The sequence below is a fragment of the Dyadobacter sediminis genome, assembly GCF_005860765.1.
GTDB classification, from domain to species: Bacteria; Bacteroidota; Bacteroidia; order Cytophagales; family Spirosomataceae; genus Dyadobacter; species Dyadobacter sediminis.
The window spans coordinates 720,324-740,545 of the sequence record NZ_VCEI01000025.1; the positions used below are offsets into that span (position 1 = coordinate 720,324).

The 20,222-nt window shown below is 49.2% G+C and carries 11 protein-coding genes; 2 read left to right on the forward strand and 9 right to left on the reverse strand.

Annotated elements, in window-relative coordinates:
* Positions 1–33 precede the first annotated feature (33 nt).
* Positions 34–3,330: a CBM96 family carbohydrate-binding protein gene (locus FEM55_RS15375; RefSeq protein ID WP_138282236.1), complete on the forward strand. Its 3,297-nt coding sequence runs from the start codon at positions 34–36 to the stop codon at positions 3,328–3,330.
* 171 nt (positions 3,331–3,501) lie between these two features.
* On the opposite strand, the gene FEM55_RS15380 is transcribed toward FEM55_RS15375, so the two are convergent.
* Complete coding sequence (locus FEM55_RS15380; RefSeq protein WP_138282237.1) at positions 3,502–4,092, reverse strand: hypothetical protein; 591 nt, start codon at positions 4,090–4,092, stop codon at positions 3,502–3,504.
* Positions 4,093–4,127: 35 nt separating this feature from the next.
* Positions 4,128–5,447, reverse strand: a complete 1,320-nt coding sequence (locus FEM55_RS15385; RefSeq protein ID WP_171036569.1) for an OmpA family protein — start codon at positions 5,445–5,447, stop codon at positions 4,128–4,130.
* 275 nt (positions 5,448–5,722) lie between these two features.
* On the opposite strand from FEM55_RS15385, the gene arr reads away from it, so the two are divergent.
* A complete protein-coding gene (gene arr / locus FEM55_RS15390) occupies positions 5,723–6,163 on the forward strand; it encodes an NAD(+)--rifampin ADP-ribosyltransferase (protein ID WP_138282591.1) in 441 nt (146 codons plus the stop codon).
* A gap of 207 nt (positions 6,164–6,370) precedes the next feature.
* Here arr and FEM55_RS15395 read toward each other — a convergent pair whose 3' ends face one another.
* The 7 genes from FEM55_RS15395 to FEM55_RS15425 all read right to left on the reverse strand — a co-directional run bounded on the left by FEM55_RS15395 (position 6,371) and on the right by FEM55_RS15425 (position 20,207).
* The gene (locus FEM55_RS15395) at positions 6,371–7,975 is read right to left on the reverse strand and encodes a SusD/RagB family nutrient-binding outer membrane lipoprotein (protein ID WP_138282239.1); all 1,605 of its coding nucleotides are present in this window, start codon (positions 7,973–7,975) and stop codon (positions 6,371–6,373) included.
* A gap of 27 nt (positions 7,976–8,002) precedes the next feature.
* Positions 8,003–11,239, reverse strand: a complete 3,237-nt coding sequence (locus tag FEM55_RS15400) for a SusC/RagA family TonB-linked outer membrane protein (protein WP_138282240.1) — start codon at positions 11,237–11,239, stop codon at positions 8,003–8,005.
* 222 nt (positions 11,240–11,461) lie between these two features.
* A complete protein-coding gene (gene agaR / locus FEM55_RS15405; RefSeq protein WP_138282241.1) occupies positions 11,462–12,226 on the reverse strand; it encodes a transcriptional repressor AgaR in 765 nt (254 codons plus the stop codon).
* A gap of 138 nt (positions 12,227–12,364) precedes the next feature.
* The gene (locus tag FEM55_RS15410; RefSeq protein ID WP_138282242.1) at positions 12,365–12,889 is read right to left on the reverse strand and encodes an ACT domain-containing protein; all 525 of its coding nucleotides are present in this window, start codon (positions 12,887–12,889) and stop codon (positions 12,365–12,367) included.
* 49 nt (positions 12,890–12,938) lie between these two features.
* Positions 12,939–14,975: an alpha/beta hydrolase gene (locus FEM55_RS15415; RefSeq protein WP_138282243.1), complete on the reverse strand. Its 2,037-nt coding sequence runs from the start codon at positions 14,973–14,975 to the stop codon at positions 12,939–12,941.
* Between the two features lie 10 nt (positions 14,976–14,985).
* Positions 14,986–18,222 (reverse strand): DUF5107 domain-containing protein, encoded by a 3,237-nt coding sequence (locus FEM55_RS15420; protein WP_171036570.1) that lies wholly within the window; start codon positions 18,220–18,222, stop codon positions 14,986–14,988.
* A 59-nt stretch (positions 18,223–18,281) separates the two neighbouring features.
* On the reverse strand, positions 18,282–20,207 hold the full coding sequence (locus FEM55_RS15425) for a glycoside hydrolase domain-containing protein (protein ID WP_138282245.1): 1,926 nt from the start codon (positions 20,205–20,207) through the stop codon (positions 18,282–18,284).
* Positions 20,208–20,222: the final 15 nt, after the last annotated feature.

Sequence of the window (20,222 nt, forward strand, 5' to 3'; positions counted from 1 at the left end):
ATACTCACCTGAAATTATAACTGATTAATATTTATGTATTTACATTTACCAGCTTCCTGTTTTCCCGACCTGAGCCCGATCAGCCGGCGGCGCATTGACTTACGGATTACTGAAATTGTCGGGCACTGGCAGAAGCAGTCCGCATTTTGGAATTTTTGCTTGATGAAACTGGGTGTTCTGTTGCTTGCTGCATCTTCACTCGCAGCACAGCCTGCCATTGAGTGGGATAAAACTTACGAGCCTGTTCCTGATTTCACACCGAGCGTCGTATGCGCTACGGATGATGGCGGTATCATTGTGGGGCGATTACTGCCTTATCGTAACGATTCAGATTACAATGTTGCCAAATATGATACAGATGGAAATAAAGAATGGGACAAAACATTTTCCGGAAATAAACAGGATAACCTGAACGCAATTATTCAGACCGCAGACGGAGGCTATTTACTGGGTGGCATTTCCAACTCCAATGACGGCCAGGATAAAACAGATGATGCTTATTCATCCTCTTTCGATTACTGGGTTATCAAAATTTCGGCCAATGGCACCAAACAATGGGACAAAACCTATGGAGGAAAAGGTGAAGATGTGCTGAATTCATTGAGGCAGACAAAGGATGGCGGATACATTCTTGGTGGAACTTCACTTACATCCATTGATGGTGTGAAGACTGAAGCCAGTAGAGGCGATTACGATTACTGGGTTATTAAAATCACATCAGACGGCACCAAAGAATGGGACAAAACCATTGGAGGAAGTGACAGAGATAATTTGGTTTATGTAGACCAGACTGCCAGCGGAAATTACATCCTGGGCGGTACCTCTTCTTCCTGGAAAAACGGAGATAAAACGAATTTGAATAGATATTCCGATTTCTGGATCGTACAACTGGCACCCAACGGTGCAAAACTGTGGGACAAGACTTACAGCGGCTCCAGTGTAGAAATATTACAGTCTATGGATCGTACTTCCGACGGCGGGTACATCCTGGGCGGCAATTCAAATTCGAATGCTGGCAAGAGCAAATCCGAACCCCATAATGGCTCCTATGATTTTTGGGTCGTTAAAATAAATGCAAACGGAGACAAGGAGTGGGATAGAACGCTTGGAGGAAACAAAGGAGAATTTTTAAAATCAGTTAAACAAACTCCTGACGGCGGCTATTTGGTCGGTGGTTATTCCGCATCAATTGCAAGCGGCAACAAGACAGAAGCAAATAAAGGACTTAATGACTACTGGATTGTAAAACTGAACCCGGCCGGAACCATCGTGTGGGACAAAACCGTGGGCGGAGCAAAAGAAACCGACAGTCAGCTGATTGCTGCACTCCCTGCTTGGGACGGCGGATACCTGCTGTGCGGAACTTCGGCAGGCATCCTTGCCGGCAATGACCGAATAGAGGCTTTTTCGTATGAAAGGGAATTGTGGGTAGTAAAGCTGGTTTCGGAAACCAATACCAAGGCATTGGCATTTTCTTCCGGCTCACTCAATTTTACCAATGACGGTGACATCACTACGCCGAAGCGATCCGTTAATCTTTCCGCCAATACCGGGACGCCTGCCGTAAAGCTCAGGAAGTCACAAGCGGACTGGCTGACGATTCCTGCGCCTTCACGTGGTTCTTTAGCGTTTACAGTGGATCCGGCAAGTCTTTTTCCTGCTAAATATACCTCCTATGTGGCGGCAACTTCTCCCGGATATGCACGGGCAGTGTTGAACGTCAATCTTAACGTTAATGATGTAACTACGCCGCCAATACTGGATCCCATTCCTTACCAGGAATTAGCAGCCGGCGATACACTTGCATTTACGCCAAGGGCTACAATGGCTACCGGACAAACAAAACGGTATTCGCTGATAGGCGCACCTCAAGGTGCAACGATCAAATCATTCAGCGGCATTTTCAGCTGGGTACCTCAAAGTTCGGGTATTTACAAGTTTGTAGTCAGAATCAGCGTTGCTGCTGCACCGAAACTGTATGATGAGGAAACCGTTACGGTAAAAGTCGTGAATGCGGGCGGTGTAAATTCCGTCCGCATCAATGCAGGCGGTCGTGCTTACAAAACCTCCGACGGACGTGTTTTTGAAGCGGATAATTATTATGAGGGCGTAGACCGCACCAGCACGATTGCTGACGTGGATATTCTGAACACGACAGATGACGAGCTGTACCGTTCAGGCCGCAGTTCGGATTACTTCAATTACAACATTCCGGTTACAAATGGCATTGTAAAGGTTACACTTCATTTTGCCGAAGTATACTGGGGCGTGTATGCCAACCGTCCGGCCGAGATAAACAGACGCCTGTTCAATGTGAGTGCGGAAGGAGCAGTGAAACTGAATAATTACAGCATCATCGGCCGTGCAGGCGGAGCTTTGCGTGCCGTACAGGAAACTTTTGAAGTAGAGGTTATTGACGGTGTACTTAATCTGGCTTTCAGGTCCACATCCGAAAGGCGCGACAAGCCGCGGGTATCGGCCATTGAAGTGGAATTTCTTGGATCGATGTCAACTGCTACTTTATCGCCGGTTGCGGATGCGGACGTCAGTTATGGTGTCAATGCCAATACCAATTACGGAAATGAGCCTGCATTGAATGTTAAAGCAACGAGCGTTCCGGAACTGCAGCGGGTATCCTTTCTTAAATTTTCCCTGGCCGATTTCAGCGATATAACCAGCGCAAGATTCCGCATCTACGGCTATAACCATCAGGCCGACACCAGGGTTAATCTGAATTTGATCGGTCTGGACAATGACGACTGGACCGAAACCGGCATCACTGCCAGTAATGCCCCAACCGGCGTAATGACTGCATTGGGAACGTTGAGCGTGACCCGAAAGCCGGAATACTTTGAAGTCGGCATTACAGAATTTGCCAGAGCCCAGCTTGCCCGGGACAAAACGCTGACCTTGCGGATCGATCAGACATTCGGCGGTAAAAGGATTATATTCAACAGCAGGGAAAACGCCGCATTCAGGCCGGAGCTGATCATCAATACGAGTGAGCCCGTGAATTCTGTTACCAGGCTTGCCGCGGAAGAAGTGGACAACAATACTGCTGAATCCGGCGCGGAAAGTTCTGTCATTTACCCCAATCCGGTGCGTACGCAATTCACGCTTCAGATCGGAAACCAGCATCAGGAAGCGGTTGCTTTGCAGCTTTTCAATGAAGCCGGAAGGGCTTACAACATCAAAACGCCTGAAATGCTGCACGCAGGAACCAAAGCCGAAATCAGCATTGCGGATCTTGCGCTGGATGAAGGAATTTATCTTCTGAAAGTACAGTCCATTTCCAGGTCGGAAGTGCTGAAAGTGATGGTGGTGAAATGAGGCAACTTAGGAAATGCATTAAAAAAGCACCTGAAATATTTCAGGTGCTTTTTTAATGCATTTCTAGTAAATGGAAACAGACTTACGCTTACCTGATGAAGCTGAAACCGGCCCTGCACTTTCCGGAAACAGTCTTCTAGATCATATCTTGCTGAAAAACAGCAATTGGTTTCAATGCATGTTGATGTAGCTTTGCGGGCTTTCGTGCGTTGTATGCACGGTGATGGCCGTACATTTCCCGCTGGCACTGTCAATATCGAAGGTGATGCCTTTGTCGTTATCATCAAAAACCTGCAAGCCTTTCTGCCGGGCAGTGAGGTCGTCTACTTGTTTCAGCGTGTAATTTCTTTCAATGTCCGTCCGTGATGTACCGGCTGCAACGCCCTCGCTGGTTTTGAACCAGGGCGAGCTTACCATGATCTTTTTTATGCGGCTAACGTCATCGTTGCCCATATTACGGCCTGCAAAAACTGCTGTACGATGTTTGCTGGCATCTTTGCTATACCACGCCAACAACGCACTGCCCATGGCTGCATCCGATGAATCCGGACTTCCGAGCCTGACAATGGCACTGTCAACAGGCAAACCGATCGTCAGGTGCCCGATGCCTTTTCCCGGCGTTATCAGCTGATCCGGTTTTACGGCTGATTCAGCGGAAGCGGAACCGGAACCGGTCGTATCCGTACTGGCGGATGCTTTATCTGCAGGTTTGTTACAGGCAAGCATGAGCATTACAATGGCTGTCGAGAATACGATCTTCATACAAAAGAAACGGGTGTGATCCTTAACGGTCATGCCTACAGCTTGATAAATTCCACCCGCCGGTTGTTGGCTTTGCCTGCCGGCGTGTCATTGGTATCGATCGGCTGGGATTTTCCTTTTCCGCTGCTTTGCATCCGGGAAGCGTCAATGCCGAATGTCGTAGTGAGGGTTTCCTTTACGGAAGCAGCCCTGCGCACCGAAAGGTCCTGATTCGCATGGTCATCTCCGTCTGCATCCGTATGGCCTACAATCTGGATTCGAAGGGAAGTATTTTCTTTCAACAGTTGGGCAATATCCTGCAAACTGCCGAACGACTCGGGCTTGATCCGGTCGCTGTTCACATCAAAAAGGATTCCGTTTGTGCTGAATTTGCCTTCCGTCAGCAGCTTGTTGCGGAGGTTGGGAGCGCCGACCGCAAGCCGGATGTCGCCCATGAAAAAAGCGCCTTCCTTGTGGTCGTATTCGGGATTGCTTGATGAAAATACCAGTGTATTCATCACCGCATTGGCATCCAGTGCCCGGGGAAGATCCAGAACTTTGGTACTGTCAAAATACACGCGCACCCGTTGCTTTTGCCGCCATATGGAAATTTTTACAGAAGGCTTGTCCGGCATGTTGAATTCGGCCACATTGGATTTGGACTGACTGCCGATCAGGTTGGTGGAATAGTACATGGAACCCTTGCTGGATGCGGGCTGAAGCGTAAGCTTGAAATTCGCTGCATCGCCGATCTGTCCGACTTCTCCCCATCTGAATTTCTCATCGGTGTCTTTGGTCTGAAGCAGGCTCACCGTCCACTGCCCGATTCCCGCCACGTGCTGATTGGCCAGCAATTCCAGCTGAAGCGTGAAGTTCTCCGGCAGATTGTCATGAATATATTCCGGATAAAAAATGCCGCTTTGACCCATTCGCAGCCACTTGCCTTCCCGGTTCACAATCGTTACCAGCTCGGCACCGGAACGCGTATTCCAGTTTGAGGGAAAGTCGCCCAGCGCATCCCGGGAAAAATCTTCGTGAACGATCACTTTTTCACCGGCAATGAAATCAAACCTGGAGTAGGAGTTGATATCCCGTACCGGCGCAGCCGTTGTAGCCGGCGCAGCCTGTGTGCCCGCCGGAGCAGTGCTTTCAGGAGAAGTGCTTGCCGGCGTTTCTGTCACGACTTTTTCATTTTCGGCTGTCTTTTCTTTGGCCGTCTCGTTTTTTGGTTTCTTTTTCTGGGTTGCCTTGTCTATGGACTCGTCTATTTTATCCACCACTTTCTGCTCCATTCGGTTGCGGACACGGTCCAGAAGCTGAGCCTGGCCAGGCGCACAGTAAGTACTGACCAGTAAAATCAACATGTACTTTTTCATTTGAAATGGGTTTGTAATTTTAGGGTAAGCCGGCCGCAAAGTTACAGGCCGCATGACCTGAATCTGCTGTTGATTTGCTTTGAAGCGGCTTTTTGATGTTCTGAACAGGTACTATCCGATTCTGAGTGCAAGATAGGATATTTATGTGACCGAATTTATACTTGAAACATACAAACGGATTTCGGGATCATAATGGCTTGTATGCCCGCAGTTCTGGTTGGGAACAAAATGAAATGGTTTAGTTTTACAAAATAAACAGGAATAGCTGAATGACTATGGAACAAAATAACGGTGAAGAAAAAAACGCTCAAAGCCCTTTTGTCCAGACATACTTTCACGGAACAAAAGCGGACCTGAAAATCGGAGATTTTATTCAAACCGGTTTTAATTCCAACTTTGGCCAAAGAAAAAATGCCGCGTATATTTTTCTGACAGCAACGCTGGATGCGGCTATCTGGGGCGCTGAACTTGCCTCCGGAGAAGGACGCGAGAGAATTTATCTGGTGGAAGCAACAGGGCCTATCGAAGACGATCCGGATCTGACGGACAGAAAATTTCCCGGAAATCCGACCAAATCCTATCGTTCGCAACATCCGTTTAAAGTCGTCGGTGAAGTTGCCGTCTGGCAATCCCATCCCGCAGAACAGGTGAAAGCCATGAAAGACGCTTTGGCAAAACTTAAAGAGCAGGGAATTGAATCACTGAACGACAACTGATCCGGCCCGGGCTTTCCAGCTTGAAAAGCTGAACCGGCTTTTCCATATAAAGGCTTTTTAATGCTACCGAGCCGGATTCGGGATTGGCAGTTTTTACCCTTAATTACAAAAAAATACAGCAAACGAACGTCGCCTGCTGTATTTTGCATGTTCCCGGACGGACATTTGCAAGTTTCTTCCGGGACAGCTTTATTTTAATTTGCTCGGCTATTTTTCAAGCCATACCGCATCATTAATGTCGTCTTTGCCTGCGTACTGGCTGTCTATGGCCGCTTTGTAATTGGCAGCATTGGTCGTACGTTCCGAAATCGGGTATTGCCAGCGTGTGGCGATCCTTCTTGAATTTCCGGTTCCGACGCCTGTCATGAATTTGGGAAAACCGGTACGGCGGTAGTTCAGGTAAGCTTCCAGTCCTGAATTCATGAAGAATGCAAGGTATTTCTGCGTTAGGATCTGTTCCAGACCGGCCACATTGTTTCCGCTGTATTTCACCAAAGGTTGCGCATAGTAGGTATCAAAATTAAAATCAACCGTATAGCTTGTGAAATCACCGGCTTCCTTGCCGCCGGTACGCGAATATTGCATGGTGTTGGTGCCATCCTTGATGCCATAAAAAGTCATGGAGGCTTTTATCCCGTTCTGATACCACTGTTCGGAATTGCCCGTTGCCCAGCCACGATTGATCCCTTCTGCAATATTGAAACACATTTCAGGGTAACCCACAATGAATACATTTTCTCCCGTGTAAGTGGAATAGTAACGCGAACGGCTCTGAAACGAATAGGCTCCCGGCGCATACCCGGGGCCATTGTTGATCCCCGCCTTCGCAGACATGTCGGAAAGGTCTTCACCGGAACTCGCACCGACGTAAGCTGAATAATCCGACGGGGATTTTCCTGCTTTCAGCTGGGCTCCTGCCGGCTCCGTGGTGATCATCACCCGCGGATCTTTGCGGGCAGACAATAATCCTACATAAGTCGCAGCCATATTCTGGCGGGTGGCATCAAAACCGAAGTTGTCGGGATTGGAAGGATATTTGTTGTAATTGTTGGACACGAACTGCAGATTATCGTTCATGCCGGACAATAACGGGTATTTGCCCGGATTGTTGATGATTTCGGCAAACTGTCCTTTTACGTTCAGGTCGGCATCTGCCTGTTTTTTGCTCAGGCGAATGAGTATCCGCAGTCTGAAGGCATTGATCACTTTCTGCCAGTTGGCGAGTTTTCCGGCAAAGTAAAAATCACCTTCCACCGTTGTTTCTCCTTTGGCAATCAATGCGGTAATGTCGCTGTTGGCTTCGTTCAGCAAGGACAGGATCTGCGTATAGATCTGCTTCTGGGAATCGTATTTCGGATTCAGGTTCGTCCTGCCGGTCAGTGCCTCGGTCATGGGAAGATCGCCCGCTCTAGCCGACATCTGATCCATAAAAAATGCCCGGAAGAATTTGCCCAGTGCAGCATACCCGTTGACGTCTGCTGCGCCGGTTTTCTTATGTTCCAGCTCCATCTGCACCACGTTTTTCAGCGTGGAATAATGGTTTGTAAACGAGGACCACTGGTACTCATTATTGCCGTAGTAGTTGTAATTGATGGCATAAAACTGGTTCCAGCGCATTTCAGCGGAGAACGGTTTTCCGGTATTGTTGTACATGTCCCATTCAATTCCCTGCAGGATCAGAGACGCAGGTGCCGAAATGGCGCGGTTTGGATCTTTTTCGAGATCTTCAAAACTCCTGTCGCAACTGGTTGCTATCAGGGCAGCCAGCGTTAAAAGGATGTATTTTATTTTATTTCCACGTATGGTCAGCATAGTATTTCAGTTTTCTTTGATTCCTGATTAGAATGATAAATTAACATTGACACCGTAACGGCGCATGGAGGGCGTTTGCGGGCTGGACTCTCCGCCGGATGTATACTGATTCAGGTCAATGTCCTTGCTTTCGGCAAAGTACAGCAGGTTTCTTCCGACGAGCGAAACGGAAGCATTTCGGATGAACTTGCTTTTGACAAGCCATTTGGAAGGAATGGTGTATCCGATAACGACTTCCCGCAACATGGCAAACGAACGGCTCATCAGGTTTCCTTCATCAGAGTTGTAATACCGGCTTACCCAGTCCTGAACGTACTGTTTGGTTGTGTTGGGAGCGAACTGCAGTTCGGCAAGGTTGGTGATTTTGCCGTCCACATCGTAATTGAGCGCCTTGCCATTGCTGATCTGAACGCCTTCTCCCAGGTAATTTTTATTGTCCGTCTCACCGTTTTTGAACCCGAGCCAGTCCTGATACCTTGCATCGCCCAGCACGCCCTCAGCCAGTTTGGCGTTTCTGCCGCCGCGGAAAGTCTGTTTCTGGACATAATTGGAAATGACGCCGCCGATACGGCCGTCAACCTGAAAGCTCACATTTACGTTTTTGTATGCAAATTTGTTATTGATACCGAAAACAAATTTCGGATTGATATTTCCCAGATACTGGTTGACAGGCAGATAAACAGGTCTTCCCGATTCATCATTGATGATTTGTCCGTCCTGCGTTCTGGCAAATGCCCTGCCGTAGAATTTATCCAGCCGGTCGCCTGCCTTGAAGAACGTATTCAATGCGTTGACGCCCGGGTAAATGTCCGTCAGTACTTCCTTGAAGGTGGAATAATTGGCCACCACATCCCAGTTCAGGCCGTTGGGGATTGCCAGCACGGAGCCGGTCAATGCCAGTTCAAAGCCGGTCTTTTTGGTTTGGATCCCGTTCACCAGATACGATTCGTAGCCGGTTGTGGAAGAGATCGGCAAGGCAAATATTCTCGGGCCTTCGTGCGATACAAAATAAGTCATGTCCAGTCCGAGCCTGTTTCTCAGCACACGCACATCCAGCCCGATTTCTGTTTGGGATGTTGTGCTTGGTTTCAGGCCCGGATTGTTAAGCGTATTGGTAAAATAGGCCGCCGGGGCGTTGTTGTAAGCAAACGGGGTGGAATAGACAGCGGCATTCTGGTAAGTAGGACCGTCGTAAGGCGAATAGTACTGATCTCCGTACCCGAGCGGATTGACGTCGCCCAAAGCAGGCGTGGTACCGATCGTTGATCGGGTCAGACCATCTTTTACGTTGGCATAAGATGCACGTAATTTAAGGAATGAAATAACTTCCGGAACAGGAAGGTAATCCGAAAGTACGGTAGAACCGGCCACGGACGGATAAAAGAAGGTGTTGTTTCCTGCCGGCAGGGTAGAAAGCTTGTCAACCCGTCCGGTTGTGGACAGGGTAAAGTAATCCCTGAAGGTAAAATCGGCTGAATAATACGCAGAATTCACGCGCATGGCGGAATTGAAATTGGATGTTTTAACCGGCCGGTACGAGTTGTTGAAATTGTAAAGGCCGGGCACGTTCAGGTAATCCGTGGAGCCGTACTGCGAGCTGTACTCAAAACTGCGGATGTTCCCGCCGGCCCAGATTTTGGTATTGAAACCTTCAAAAAGGTCTTTGTCGAATTTTACAAGAATGTCTGTATTGTTCTCAAACAGGTTCCGGCGGTCTTCCCGGTAATCGCCCCTGCGTTCCTCACGTCCGTAAGACCCGGCAGAATAAGGCATTTTTTCATTTCTGAACAAATTCCAGGTGGTTATCTGTGTCCGCAAAGTCGCTTCCAGGAAACTATTGATCTTGTAAGTCATGGCGGCCTGCCCGATGATGTCGGATTTTTGATGGCCGCGAAGCCATTCGTAACTCATGAAATACGGGTTGTTGTAACGCTGGTATTCTGCGTAAATCTGCTGTACGCCTTCTTTGCCGGGCTGCCAGTAGTTGCGCATATCGTCCACGTTCCAGTCGGCGCCAGCCCAGAATACCATGTTGTAAATGATGGAATTGGGCCCATAATTCACGTCCGGGATATTGGGGGAATACTGACGGTTGTACTGGAGATTGGAAGTAAAACTCAGTTTGTCGGAAAACCTGAAATCACCGGTAACGTTAAAGTTCGTAATATTCAGCTTGGTGTTGGGTACAATCCCTTTCTGGAAAGTATTCGATGCAGAAAAACGAAGGTTGTACTTGTCGCCTGTCGATGAAACGGATACGTTATTGGTTGAAAGGATACCGGGTCTTAAGAAGCGTCTCAAATTATCTTTTCCGCGGTTGATCCAGGGCGTTGGCGATCTTACTCCGGTAATCGGGTCCACAGGGCTGTCGTACTGCGTAATGGGCTGTCCTTCAAACCGGGGGCCCCATCCGCCGTCATAATCACCGTCATTCAGCCCGCCGCCCGCTCCGTTAACGAAGGCATAACGGCCGTGATCGCCCGGCCCGTATTCATCCTGAACTTTGGGAATGGAATAAAATCCCTTGTCCATCATGGTTGATGAATTGACGTCCACGGAAAACCCGCGTTTGTCTTTTGTACCTCTTTTGGTCGTAATCAGGATCGCGCCGTTTTTTCCACGGAAGCCATACAATGCGGAGGCACTCGCTCCTTTCAGAACCGAATAGGTATCGATATCATCCGGGCTCACGTTCCACGTATCCGAGTTTACAGGAACGCCATCGACGACGAACAGTACATCCGTGTTTCCGCGCAGCATAATATTGGGCCTTCTCAGCAGTTCCGGCTGCGCTCCGATTGTAAGCCCAGCCACTTTACCCGCCAGCGCATTGATCGCATTTGGTTCCCTGGCCTTGACCGTTGACGTTCCGTCTACCGTCTGAATGGCAACGCCTATTCTGCGTACATCTTTTTTAATTCCTAGCGCCGTTACCACCACTTCATTCAGCTGTTTCAGATCGGTACGCAGTGCGACATCAATCTTTGACTGGCCGTTCACCGCAATTTCCTGCGTGGAAAACCCAACGAAAGAAAAAATAAGCACAGATCTGGAATCAGGAACCGACAATTCATAGGTTCCTTCTGCATTGGTCCCGGTTCCTGAACTGGTTCCTTTTACAATGATACTTGCGCCGGGAATGGCTTCGCCGGTTTGCTGGTCGGTGACTTTTCCGCTTATGCCGATTTGTCCCATTGCCTGAATGGTACCGAGCAGCAGCATCTGAAGAATTCCCGCCTTCAACATGGTAGAATACTTAATCATAGGGTCTGATTTTACATGGAATAAAAATGCAAAGCTAGATCCCCAATATTAAGGTATCATGCACCCAATGTTATGAGTATATGAACATCAGCGGCATGATGCCTGAATTTTATGATAAGTGTAAAAAACCTTTTGTTCAAACGCTCAGCTATGAACGTCAGCTGATGAACGGGAAAGTCATTTATGCCGCAGTGCACTGCGAACTTTGAATTGCATTCCAGATCAGCTATGCGCAATGATTACTTCCACATTGTGCTGCCTGAGCATTTTTACGTCTGCATCTTCAATCTTGTCATCGGTAACGACTTTGTTGATTTTATCAAAACCGCAAATGAATGCCAGACCGGATTTCTTGAACTTGGAAGAGTCGGTGACGATAATGACCTCTTCGGCAATGTCGATCATGATCTGGTTCAAATGAGCTTCCTCCATGTAATGGGTGAAAAAACCGGTGTTCGCCTTCATGCCGTCGATCCCCAGAAACAGTTTGTTGCAGTACAGCTGTTTGAAGTTCCTTTCGGCCATCGGCCCGACAAGCGACATGGAAAATTCTTTCAGGTATCCACCCGGCATATGCACCTGCAGGTTTTCGTATTGAGCCAGATTATTGACAATGTCCAGCGCATTGCTGATTACCGTCAGGTTCTTGAATTTTTCAAGATTGTTCGATATTTCAAAAGTAGTGGTGCCGGAGTCCAGTATGATGCTGTCATCTTCATTGATCAGCGACACGGCCTTTCTGCCGATGAGCCGCTTGATGTCATGATTGATCTTCCTTTTTTCAGTAACCGTCAGGGCAATGTTGTTGGTTTTAAAGGCGCCGCCATGTGCCCTCACCAGTAAATTGCTGTTTTCCAGCTTGTCCAGATCATTGCGGATAGTCACTTCACTTACTTCCAGCAACTCACTCAAATCATTCACATTCACTTCGCCCAGCTCATCGAGTTTCTGCAGTATAAGCGAACGACGTTGCGCAGTCTTTTTCATGGTACCAACCCGTTTATTCGGTTACTTTTTATTAATTCACTGATCTTTTGAGCCTGAAACTTCCGGCTGCCCGGACTAGGTTGTAAAGGTAGCAACATTCAATAATATTACTATTTTGCCTTCCGGCAGTTTGTGCACCTAGCTTCCGGTGCCGTCGTACAATCCGGCGGAAATGACCGGAAGTCCGGTGACATCCGGCCACATGCTTTTGTGAAAAACAGTGGCGCAGGCAGCAGACAGCAGCTGATGTATTTCCGATATTTCCTTTTCGTCGCCAATCCGTTGCAAAACTAGTACATGCTCCGCCGCAGTGCTTATTTGTACGCCTCTGTTTTTCAAAGTAAGAAAAAGAGCTGTTTCCCGGAAGTCTGCGGGAACCGTGTAAAGTCCCAGAAACCGTTTTTTCTGTTCAAAATAATGCGGTACTACTTTCTGAACTTCAATGATTTTCCCGATCCGTTCCAGCATCAGCGGCACCATTTCTTTCGGAAAAGCCGCGTCTATTATAATCAGTTTCAGCTTCTCGTCCTGTATATCAAATATCTGAATGTAGTTGACTGCAAACCGGCTTTTACTGAACAGCTGCAAGATCCTGGCCAGCACAAGGTTCTCATCGTAAGCATAAACCGATATCCGGCATGTATCTGGAAACTGGTTTTTCATAATCAATAATTTAGATCCGGCATGAAACCGGCATTTGTGACCGGCTGATTTACTTTTTAACTTTTACGATGAACGAAACCCTTTTTGTCTCGCGGATAAATGAATGTGCCCCATGACTGTCGCGCCGCGTGTTGCCGTTTTTTGGGTATTCATACGTGCCGTAAAAGGCAATTTCATGCCCGTCCGGACAATCCGGTCTGATCCTGACCTGTGAAGTCAGACGCTGCGCGCCCGACCAGTCATTCCGGGCGAAGTAGCGCATCTGCCGGTCTTCCATGGCTACATAAGGATCTTTCGTATGGAGCTGAAGTCCGAAATCATGCAGCGAGTCCAGTTCGGATCTGGTGAAAATACTGATCCATTCGCCGGGATTGGCGATCCCGTTTCCATTGCCTTCTCCTGCTTGCGTTTTCCCTTCCACTTCCAGATTGACAGGACGGCCATCGGCAATTTTAAAACGGGCCAACGTTGTTTCCGGCGAATAAAAAGGTACTTCCAGCAGAAACAGATCTTTCCTGCCGTTATAACTCACCAGCAATTTGAGCTTGGCCCGATCCAGACCGGCATGCCGGGAGCGAATGCGGAAAGCGGTTTTTTCATGCAAGGCGCCCTGAGCCAGTTTTCCGATTGTGATGGCCGGGTCCATCACTTCCACGTCTTCATCCTGCGCGATCAGTTCCATGTGGACGGAATCCACAGCAGCGCCGCCTTTGTTAAACAGCAACGGGCTGAGCGAAACAATATCGCCGATGCCCGGCATCTTCCGGTCGAGCGTATAGGCAGCCATCGTAATGTGGCCCGGATCGCCGGCACGGTACAAACCGATGTTGCTGTGCTGACCGGTTCCCTGCCACTGAACGCGACCTTTGTTGTCGCTGCGCACACTTTTACGGAAGGTTTTTCGTGCGGGTACATCCAGTTGGATCAATTCAAAAAGGGTATTGGCCGGATAAATGCTGTCGGTAGTGATTTGTACGGACAAGTTTGGAACCGCGGGGCCGTCGGGCAGCCACTTTCTGGTCTGCAAGCTGAACCCTTCCTTTCGCACATCGTCTAGCACTGTAAAGCCGGGTATGTTCCGGTTCGTACTTACATTATAATTCCAGACAGAGAAACTCGGGTACAGATCAATATGATGCCATTTCTCCGGCCTTGCGAGCGGCATCCGGAAATACTTCATGTGAAAATCAAATTGTCCCTTGATATTGACCGCATTGTGAAAACCTCTGAAATAACCTATTCCGTAATGCCAGCTTTCGTAGTTCAGTTCAAGGGTTTTGTAAGCCTGATCAATCTCCTGATCGTGCTGCCGCAGAAAATCTTTGCTTCCCAGATGCATGCGTATCGGCAAGCCCACAAAATTGCGACCCATTTCTTTGAAAGGCGTGTAAATCTGCAAAGCTTTCGGCCCGACGGTAAACGAAGCGGAAGGACAGAAAAACGAAGCGCTTGACAGCAGGTGCGGGTATTTGGAAGCAATCAGCATGGACATAAAACCGCCCATGCTCAGCCCGGAAACGGCACGGGCTTCCCGGTAAGCTTTTGTACGATAATGTGAATCCACATACTGCACGAATTCAGGGAAGTAATCTGCAAACTGCCTGTCTTCCTTTACCGGCGCAATGTCGTACGGGCGCGGATACTGCGCGGGCACAAACCCGTCCCATTTGGCAATAATCACGTCATTGTCGGCTACATAACTTGCAAAATTATCCAGCGAATCAGGCCCGCAGCGTTCATAGTTTCCGTTAAAATCATCATAATAACGTGCTTCACCGGAACGGGAAACTTCGCCTTCTTCAGGGCCATTGTACCGACCTGCATTGCCATGAAAATAATAAATCACTGGATAGCGCCGCTCGGGATGCTGGTGGTAGTCAGCCGGCAGGATCAGGCGGAAATGGCGGTTTTCCTGAAATATTTTGCTGTAATGCATTCCGTCTTCGATGATGCCTTTGTGCCGAAGCTGCTGGGCATGCGCATGTACGAGCACTGAAGCAAACATCAAACCCGTAAGTAACCAGCTCCGGTTCAGGTGGTATTTACGCTTTTTTATCAGATTAGTAAAGCTGTTTGTCAAATTCATGATGCACGTTTTAATCCTTCCTTTTGCCGGTACCCGACAAATCCAGTATGCTGAAAAAGAGCGTGGTCAGGGTGTGTTTCTTGTTTTCTGTCAACTCCTGTTTAAGCTTGTCTGAAAGTGCGTTGTCGTCTTGTGCCCTGGCTATAAGCCACTTGACTTCCGGCGCATTCGTTCCCGGTGTTATTTCCCAGTTTCGCAGCGAATCCTGTTCCGTTTTCCAGGTGTTCAGAAATTCAGCAGCCGGTGCTTTTTTGCCTGAATTTTGAAGCAAGTGTATGCCCAGGTAATTGTTCAGCGCGTTTCGGTTGCTTTCCTTGTCCGGATTCAGCGTGTAAGCCATGATTTCCTGTGCATACCGGCCGGCCTTTTGCGGATGGCCGAGCCGGGTTTCGCAGTAAGCGGCCAGATAGTCGATAAGCCGGTTGTCCGGTGCGTGCGGTTTGCCGGAGCCGAGGTTTTCAGGCCATAGCCGTGCCTTTTCCAGCGACTTCAGTGCATCGGTGTATTTTTTGTTTTCTGCCATTGCAAGCGCATTGGCGAGGTTGGCCACGACGTACAGATTATGTCCTTCCCGCGCACCTTCCTGCGGCAGCACCCGGATTTTGTCCAGTACCTGCAGACAGGTTTTGAAATTGCCCGCATTCAGCAGTGACCTGGCATAATCGATCCCGATGACCGGATTTTCAGTAAATCTTTCGTATGCTGTTCTGGCGTTTTCCAGTCCTTTGTCCTGCATTTTTTGAGTATTGAAAAAACCCGTAAGATAATGCCAGCTGCGCCATTCTTCCGGATCAAGCTGATTGGCTTTTACAAAATCAAGCTGCGCCTGTGCCTTGGCAGTTGCATCGTTCTGGAATAAAATTCCTCTGGCCATGTAGAAAGGCGCATAATCCGGCTCGTCTTTGCAAGCCGTGAACTGCGTTTCTGCATTTTCCTGATCGCCGATGTGCCAGTAAATCAGTCCCAGATAATAGCGGTTTTTCCAGGAAGGAAGTTGCTTTTCCGCCCACTGAAGGACAGGAATGGTTTCCAGGCGAAAAGGAAAAACCAGTTCGGGCGACATATCAATTGCCTGTTTCAGGAATCTTCTGCTTTCCGCCGGTGCCGAATCCCGGTTGAGGTACGCCAGCCAGTAGGAAACCGTAGGGTAGGCGGGAGCCAGTTCCAGCACCTTCATCGCTTCCTGATTTTGTCCCTGATTGATGTAATCCATGGCCAGTTCCAGATACGTTTCATGCGGCAGCTCGTTGCGGATGGCAGCCTGAAAAGCAGTCTGGCTTTCTTTGGCCGGTTGAAGTAAATACTGTTCGAAATGGGCATAATGATTCAGCGGGTCCACCTGCAGCAGATCCGTCCAGACCTGCGCCGCCTGATCCGTTTTATTCAGTTTTCGAAGCGCGGTACCCAGCAATTGGTATGCAACAAGATTATTGCGGTTGTAATCCAGTGCTTTCCGGGCATCAACTTCGGCTTTTTCAACATCCTGATTCTGCAATGCGATACCTGCCAGCTGTGCATAGGCGCCCGAGCGGTATTCCATGGTCCACGAGGCAACCGCCATGGCTTCTTCGGCTTTTGTCAGATCACCCAGCTTGCGGTAAAGTGCTCCGTAAAGGTAATTGGCGCCGCCGTGATAGGTGTTTTCGGCCAGTACCTGCCGGGCAAATTCCAGCCCTTTCGCATAATCTCCTTTTCTGTAATGAAATTCGGCCAGCCGGATCAGTGCACCGCTGTGCGTGGCTTCTTTTTCAAGGCAATCCAGATAATATTGACGCGCCAGCACGTAATCGCGCATGGACCGCGCATCTTCGCCGAGTTCAAAAAGGCGTTCCGCTGAGCGAAATTCCTGCTTGTCAGCTGACAGCAGCGGGCGGTCGATTACGTTTTCCGGCTGAGAGGAATAAACCAGCCTGTCTTTACCGACAGCCACTCTTGTATTTTTCTGGTCATTTCCCGTTAAAGCAATTGTTTTAACATACACTTCCATGGGTTTCAGTTGAAGCGGAGACTGATGAATGCTTCGTCCGGACACAGTCACTTTCAGGGTGTCCTGAATAGCGGAGATTGGATTAATGATTATTTTCATACTGTCACCGCGTGTTTCGACATGGAGCGTACCGTAAGGCGAAGCATCGGCCATTCCGCCTGTGGCTTTTACCGGAAACCAGTATTCGGTTTTTGTTTCAGAATAAAAAGGCCCGAGTGATTTCTGGTTGAACGGACTGTGGAACCCGCTTCTTTCTGCGGCCTGATTGAATGTTACGCCCGATTGAGCCTCAATGTATTGCCCGTCTTTGTCCGTAAGCAGATCTTCCCAGATGGCGCCTTCCCGGGCCCGCGACCAGATCCATAACTTTTTGCCCGGCGCATCGGAATAAGGAGCCCAGTGACCGAAACCAAATTTACGATCGTGCCAGTATCCGCCAAACCAGTTCGTATGCGTGCCCATGACGTGATACGACTTGTCACCGCCGGAATTGACATTTTTGTAATACGACAAATCCACGCCCTTTTCATCAATCGGCCAGGTGCCGGCATTTCCGTCATGACCTACATGGTGCGTACCCGGGAAAAAAAACTGCATATCGTCCGAAGCCCGGAACGCCGCATTTTCCCACGAAAGGTATGCGTCATGAAGCGGCGAGGGGTTATACCACAGACTTTGCGTTTCAAAATAAGCTTTGTCTTTTGGCAGTACAATTTTAACCCGCCACTGCGTACGCGATGCCAGGTCCAGGCCGCCCACCACGCAGGTTACACTTCCGTCGGGATTGTTCTGCATGACATAGTCGACCGGCGCGGCTGCCCACGGCGCATGGCCGAGGTCCAGTCCGAAGTTGTGCTCGATGCCGCCGCTCGTCCAGGGACCGCGGATGCCGATGGAGCGGAATTTCATGACGTGATTGGTGTAAACAAATTCTTCGCCGGTCGATTTCTCCGTTGCACCCATGACTTTGCCGCCGACTTCCGGCAGTACCTGAACTTTGATATAGGGATTTTCCAGCTCCACTACTTTCCAGTTCCTAGACGTGCCCTTGTCCGTGTAGCCATCAAAAACGTAGTAAGGGTAAAAAGGCGAGACTTTTTTGCCGACACCCATCACCGGCACCGGATTCGGGTCCGAAAAGGGATAGGTTTTCATGACCTGTACTTTTTCCGTAATGCTGGCCTTTTGCGCTTGTAAAGCAGGTGAAAAGAGCAGCAGCGCCAGAACAGAACGTACTGTTCCGGCAATTGATGGTGACAATGAGAAACGGGAAAGAGCCTTCACGTAAGAAAATGGAGGTTTTAGGAATGCTGTCTGTGTTATTTTTTGCTTCTGGAAATAAGTCCGGCCAGTTCCATACGGACTTTGTACCATTGCTCCTGATCGTAGCTCCACACGTCCAGCCGGCCGATGGATCTGTCCCCGAACGGTTCTTTGATCAGCTGATCCACAAGCGCGTCGGCACGTTTGGAATTGCCGTCCAGCTTCGCAAGCAGGCGCAGGTATTCGTAATCCTGCACGCCGTCGCGCATCGTTTTCAGCCGGATGGACGGGCAAGGTTCCGATACGTTGGGCACCATGCCGGGTTTGTAGATGACCGAACCGTTTCCGTTGAACGTCCGGTAAGTAAATTCGGCATCTGCCTCGGATGCTTCCTTGTAAAAGTCTTTCCAGGATTCGGGATCGTACCAGCCTCTTTCCCAACCCGCGCCGACACCCCAGCTGATCCATGAATAGGTTTTGTACTTCCAGCAACTCCAGCTGATCGCCCGGTCATTAATCAGGGGCAGATCGATGAATGTCGAGCTGCCTACCCAGCTGTTGAGTTTGTGTTCGTACAGCAACGGACCGTAAAGCCAGTCTTTAATGCCCATTTGCTGATATTGTTTTACCTCGTCAATGTTATAGTTGATCGTATGGGATGCCCAGTCGGTGATGGATTTCCCAATTACGTCCATGGCTTCTTTGGTGTAACCGCCGTCCACCCGGAATTTGGCTTCGGGATATTCCTTTTTGAACAGATCACCGTAAAAAACCATCCGGGACCATGCTTCGGGAAAATACGATTCATCCAGGCCGTTCAGGTAAACCATCAGTTCGGTTTTTTCAGGATTGACCATCGGCAACAAATGCTGGCGTACCTGCCGGATGCTGCTCGTGTAAATGGCCAGGTTGGAAGGGTTGCGTTCTACTGCCGGTTTGCCGGTATCCGGCCAGCCCTTTGTGTCGTGCTTGCCGTACACGTCGAACGGAAGCGCGAACGTTTCAAGCGGCTCGCCATAGCCCGGGCCGTCGCTGTATCCGTGCGCCTTGGTGAATGCCTGTCCGGTGAGGTACTTTTTCAATCGTTTGTCAAATTTATCCCATTGTATTTCCACCTTACCGTTTTTCAGCACCTGGATTTCCGGATCGTAAGTCGGGTCCATGAGCGAAATGCGGTTTCTCTTGAACAGCTGATAAACGGCCAGTTCCTGCTTCTCGTCCATCCGGCTCAGAAAACCCTCGTGCTGCAGACTCGCTTTGAAAAGATTTTCATTCGGCAGTTCAAAATCCCAGATGGTGAGGCTGACCGGGATCTGTTTGGACACGCCGCCGATTGTAGCGGTGATGACGCTCTTGTACGTGCCGGGCCGTGCTTTCTGCGCATCCAGCGGAATAAACTGATCTACCCAGATGATTTGTGAACGCTGGTTGCTGATGCGGTTATTGAAGTCGGGCAAGGTAAAAGGGTAAACCCAGCGCCCGTGGACACTTGCAGAGTCGGTCTGAATGTATTTGAACGGAATCAAAGCGTCGGGGTACCAGCCTTTGCCCAGCGTGGATTTGGGATAGCCTGTGCTGGTGCTCTGTACATTCACCGACCATTCCAGAAACAGCTCCGGCTGGATGTTTAATTCCGTATTTTCGTTTTTAAACGGCGTCATTGCAAGTTTGATCCCGGTCAGTTCCGCATCCGACTCATTCGTCAGTACCAGCTGAAACGACACATATTCCCCGCGTGCTCCGTGCAGGGCAACCGCATTTCCATCATATATCCAGTTTTTATCCAGCAGGTTGTTTATTCCGGACTGGCCGGCTGGAACTCCTTTGAAGCGGTGTTCGATGATTTCATTGCTGACAGGATCGAGCCGGACAGACGAAGGCAGTGCCCGCAGGCGCCACGGATCAGCGCCGTAAGTTTTATTCCCGCAGTTCAATGCGGTGAGGACAATCAAACAGAGGATTAATTTTGCAAATCGGATCATATTCATACTGGTTCA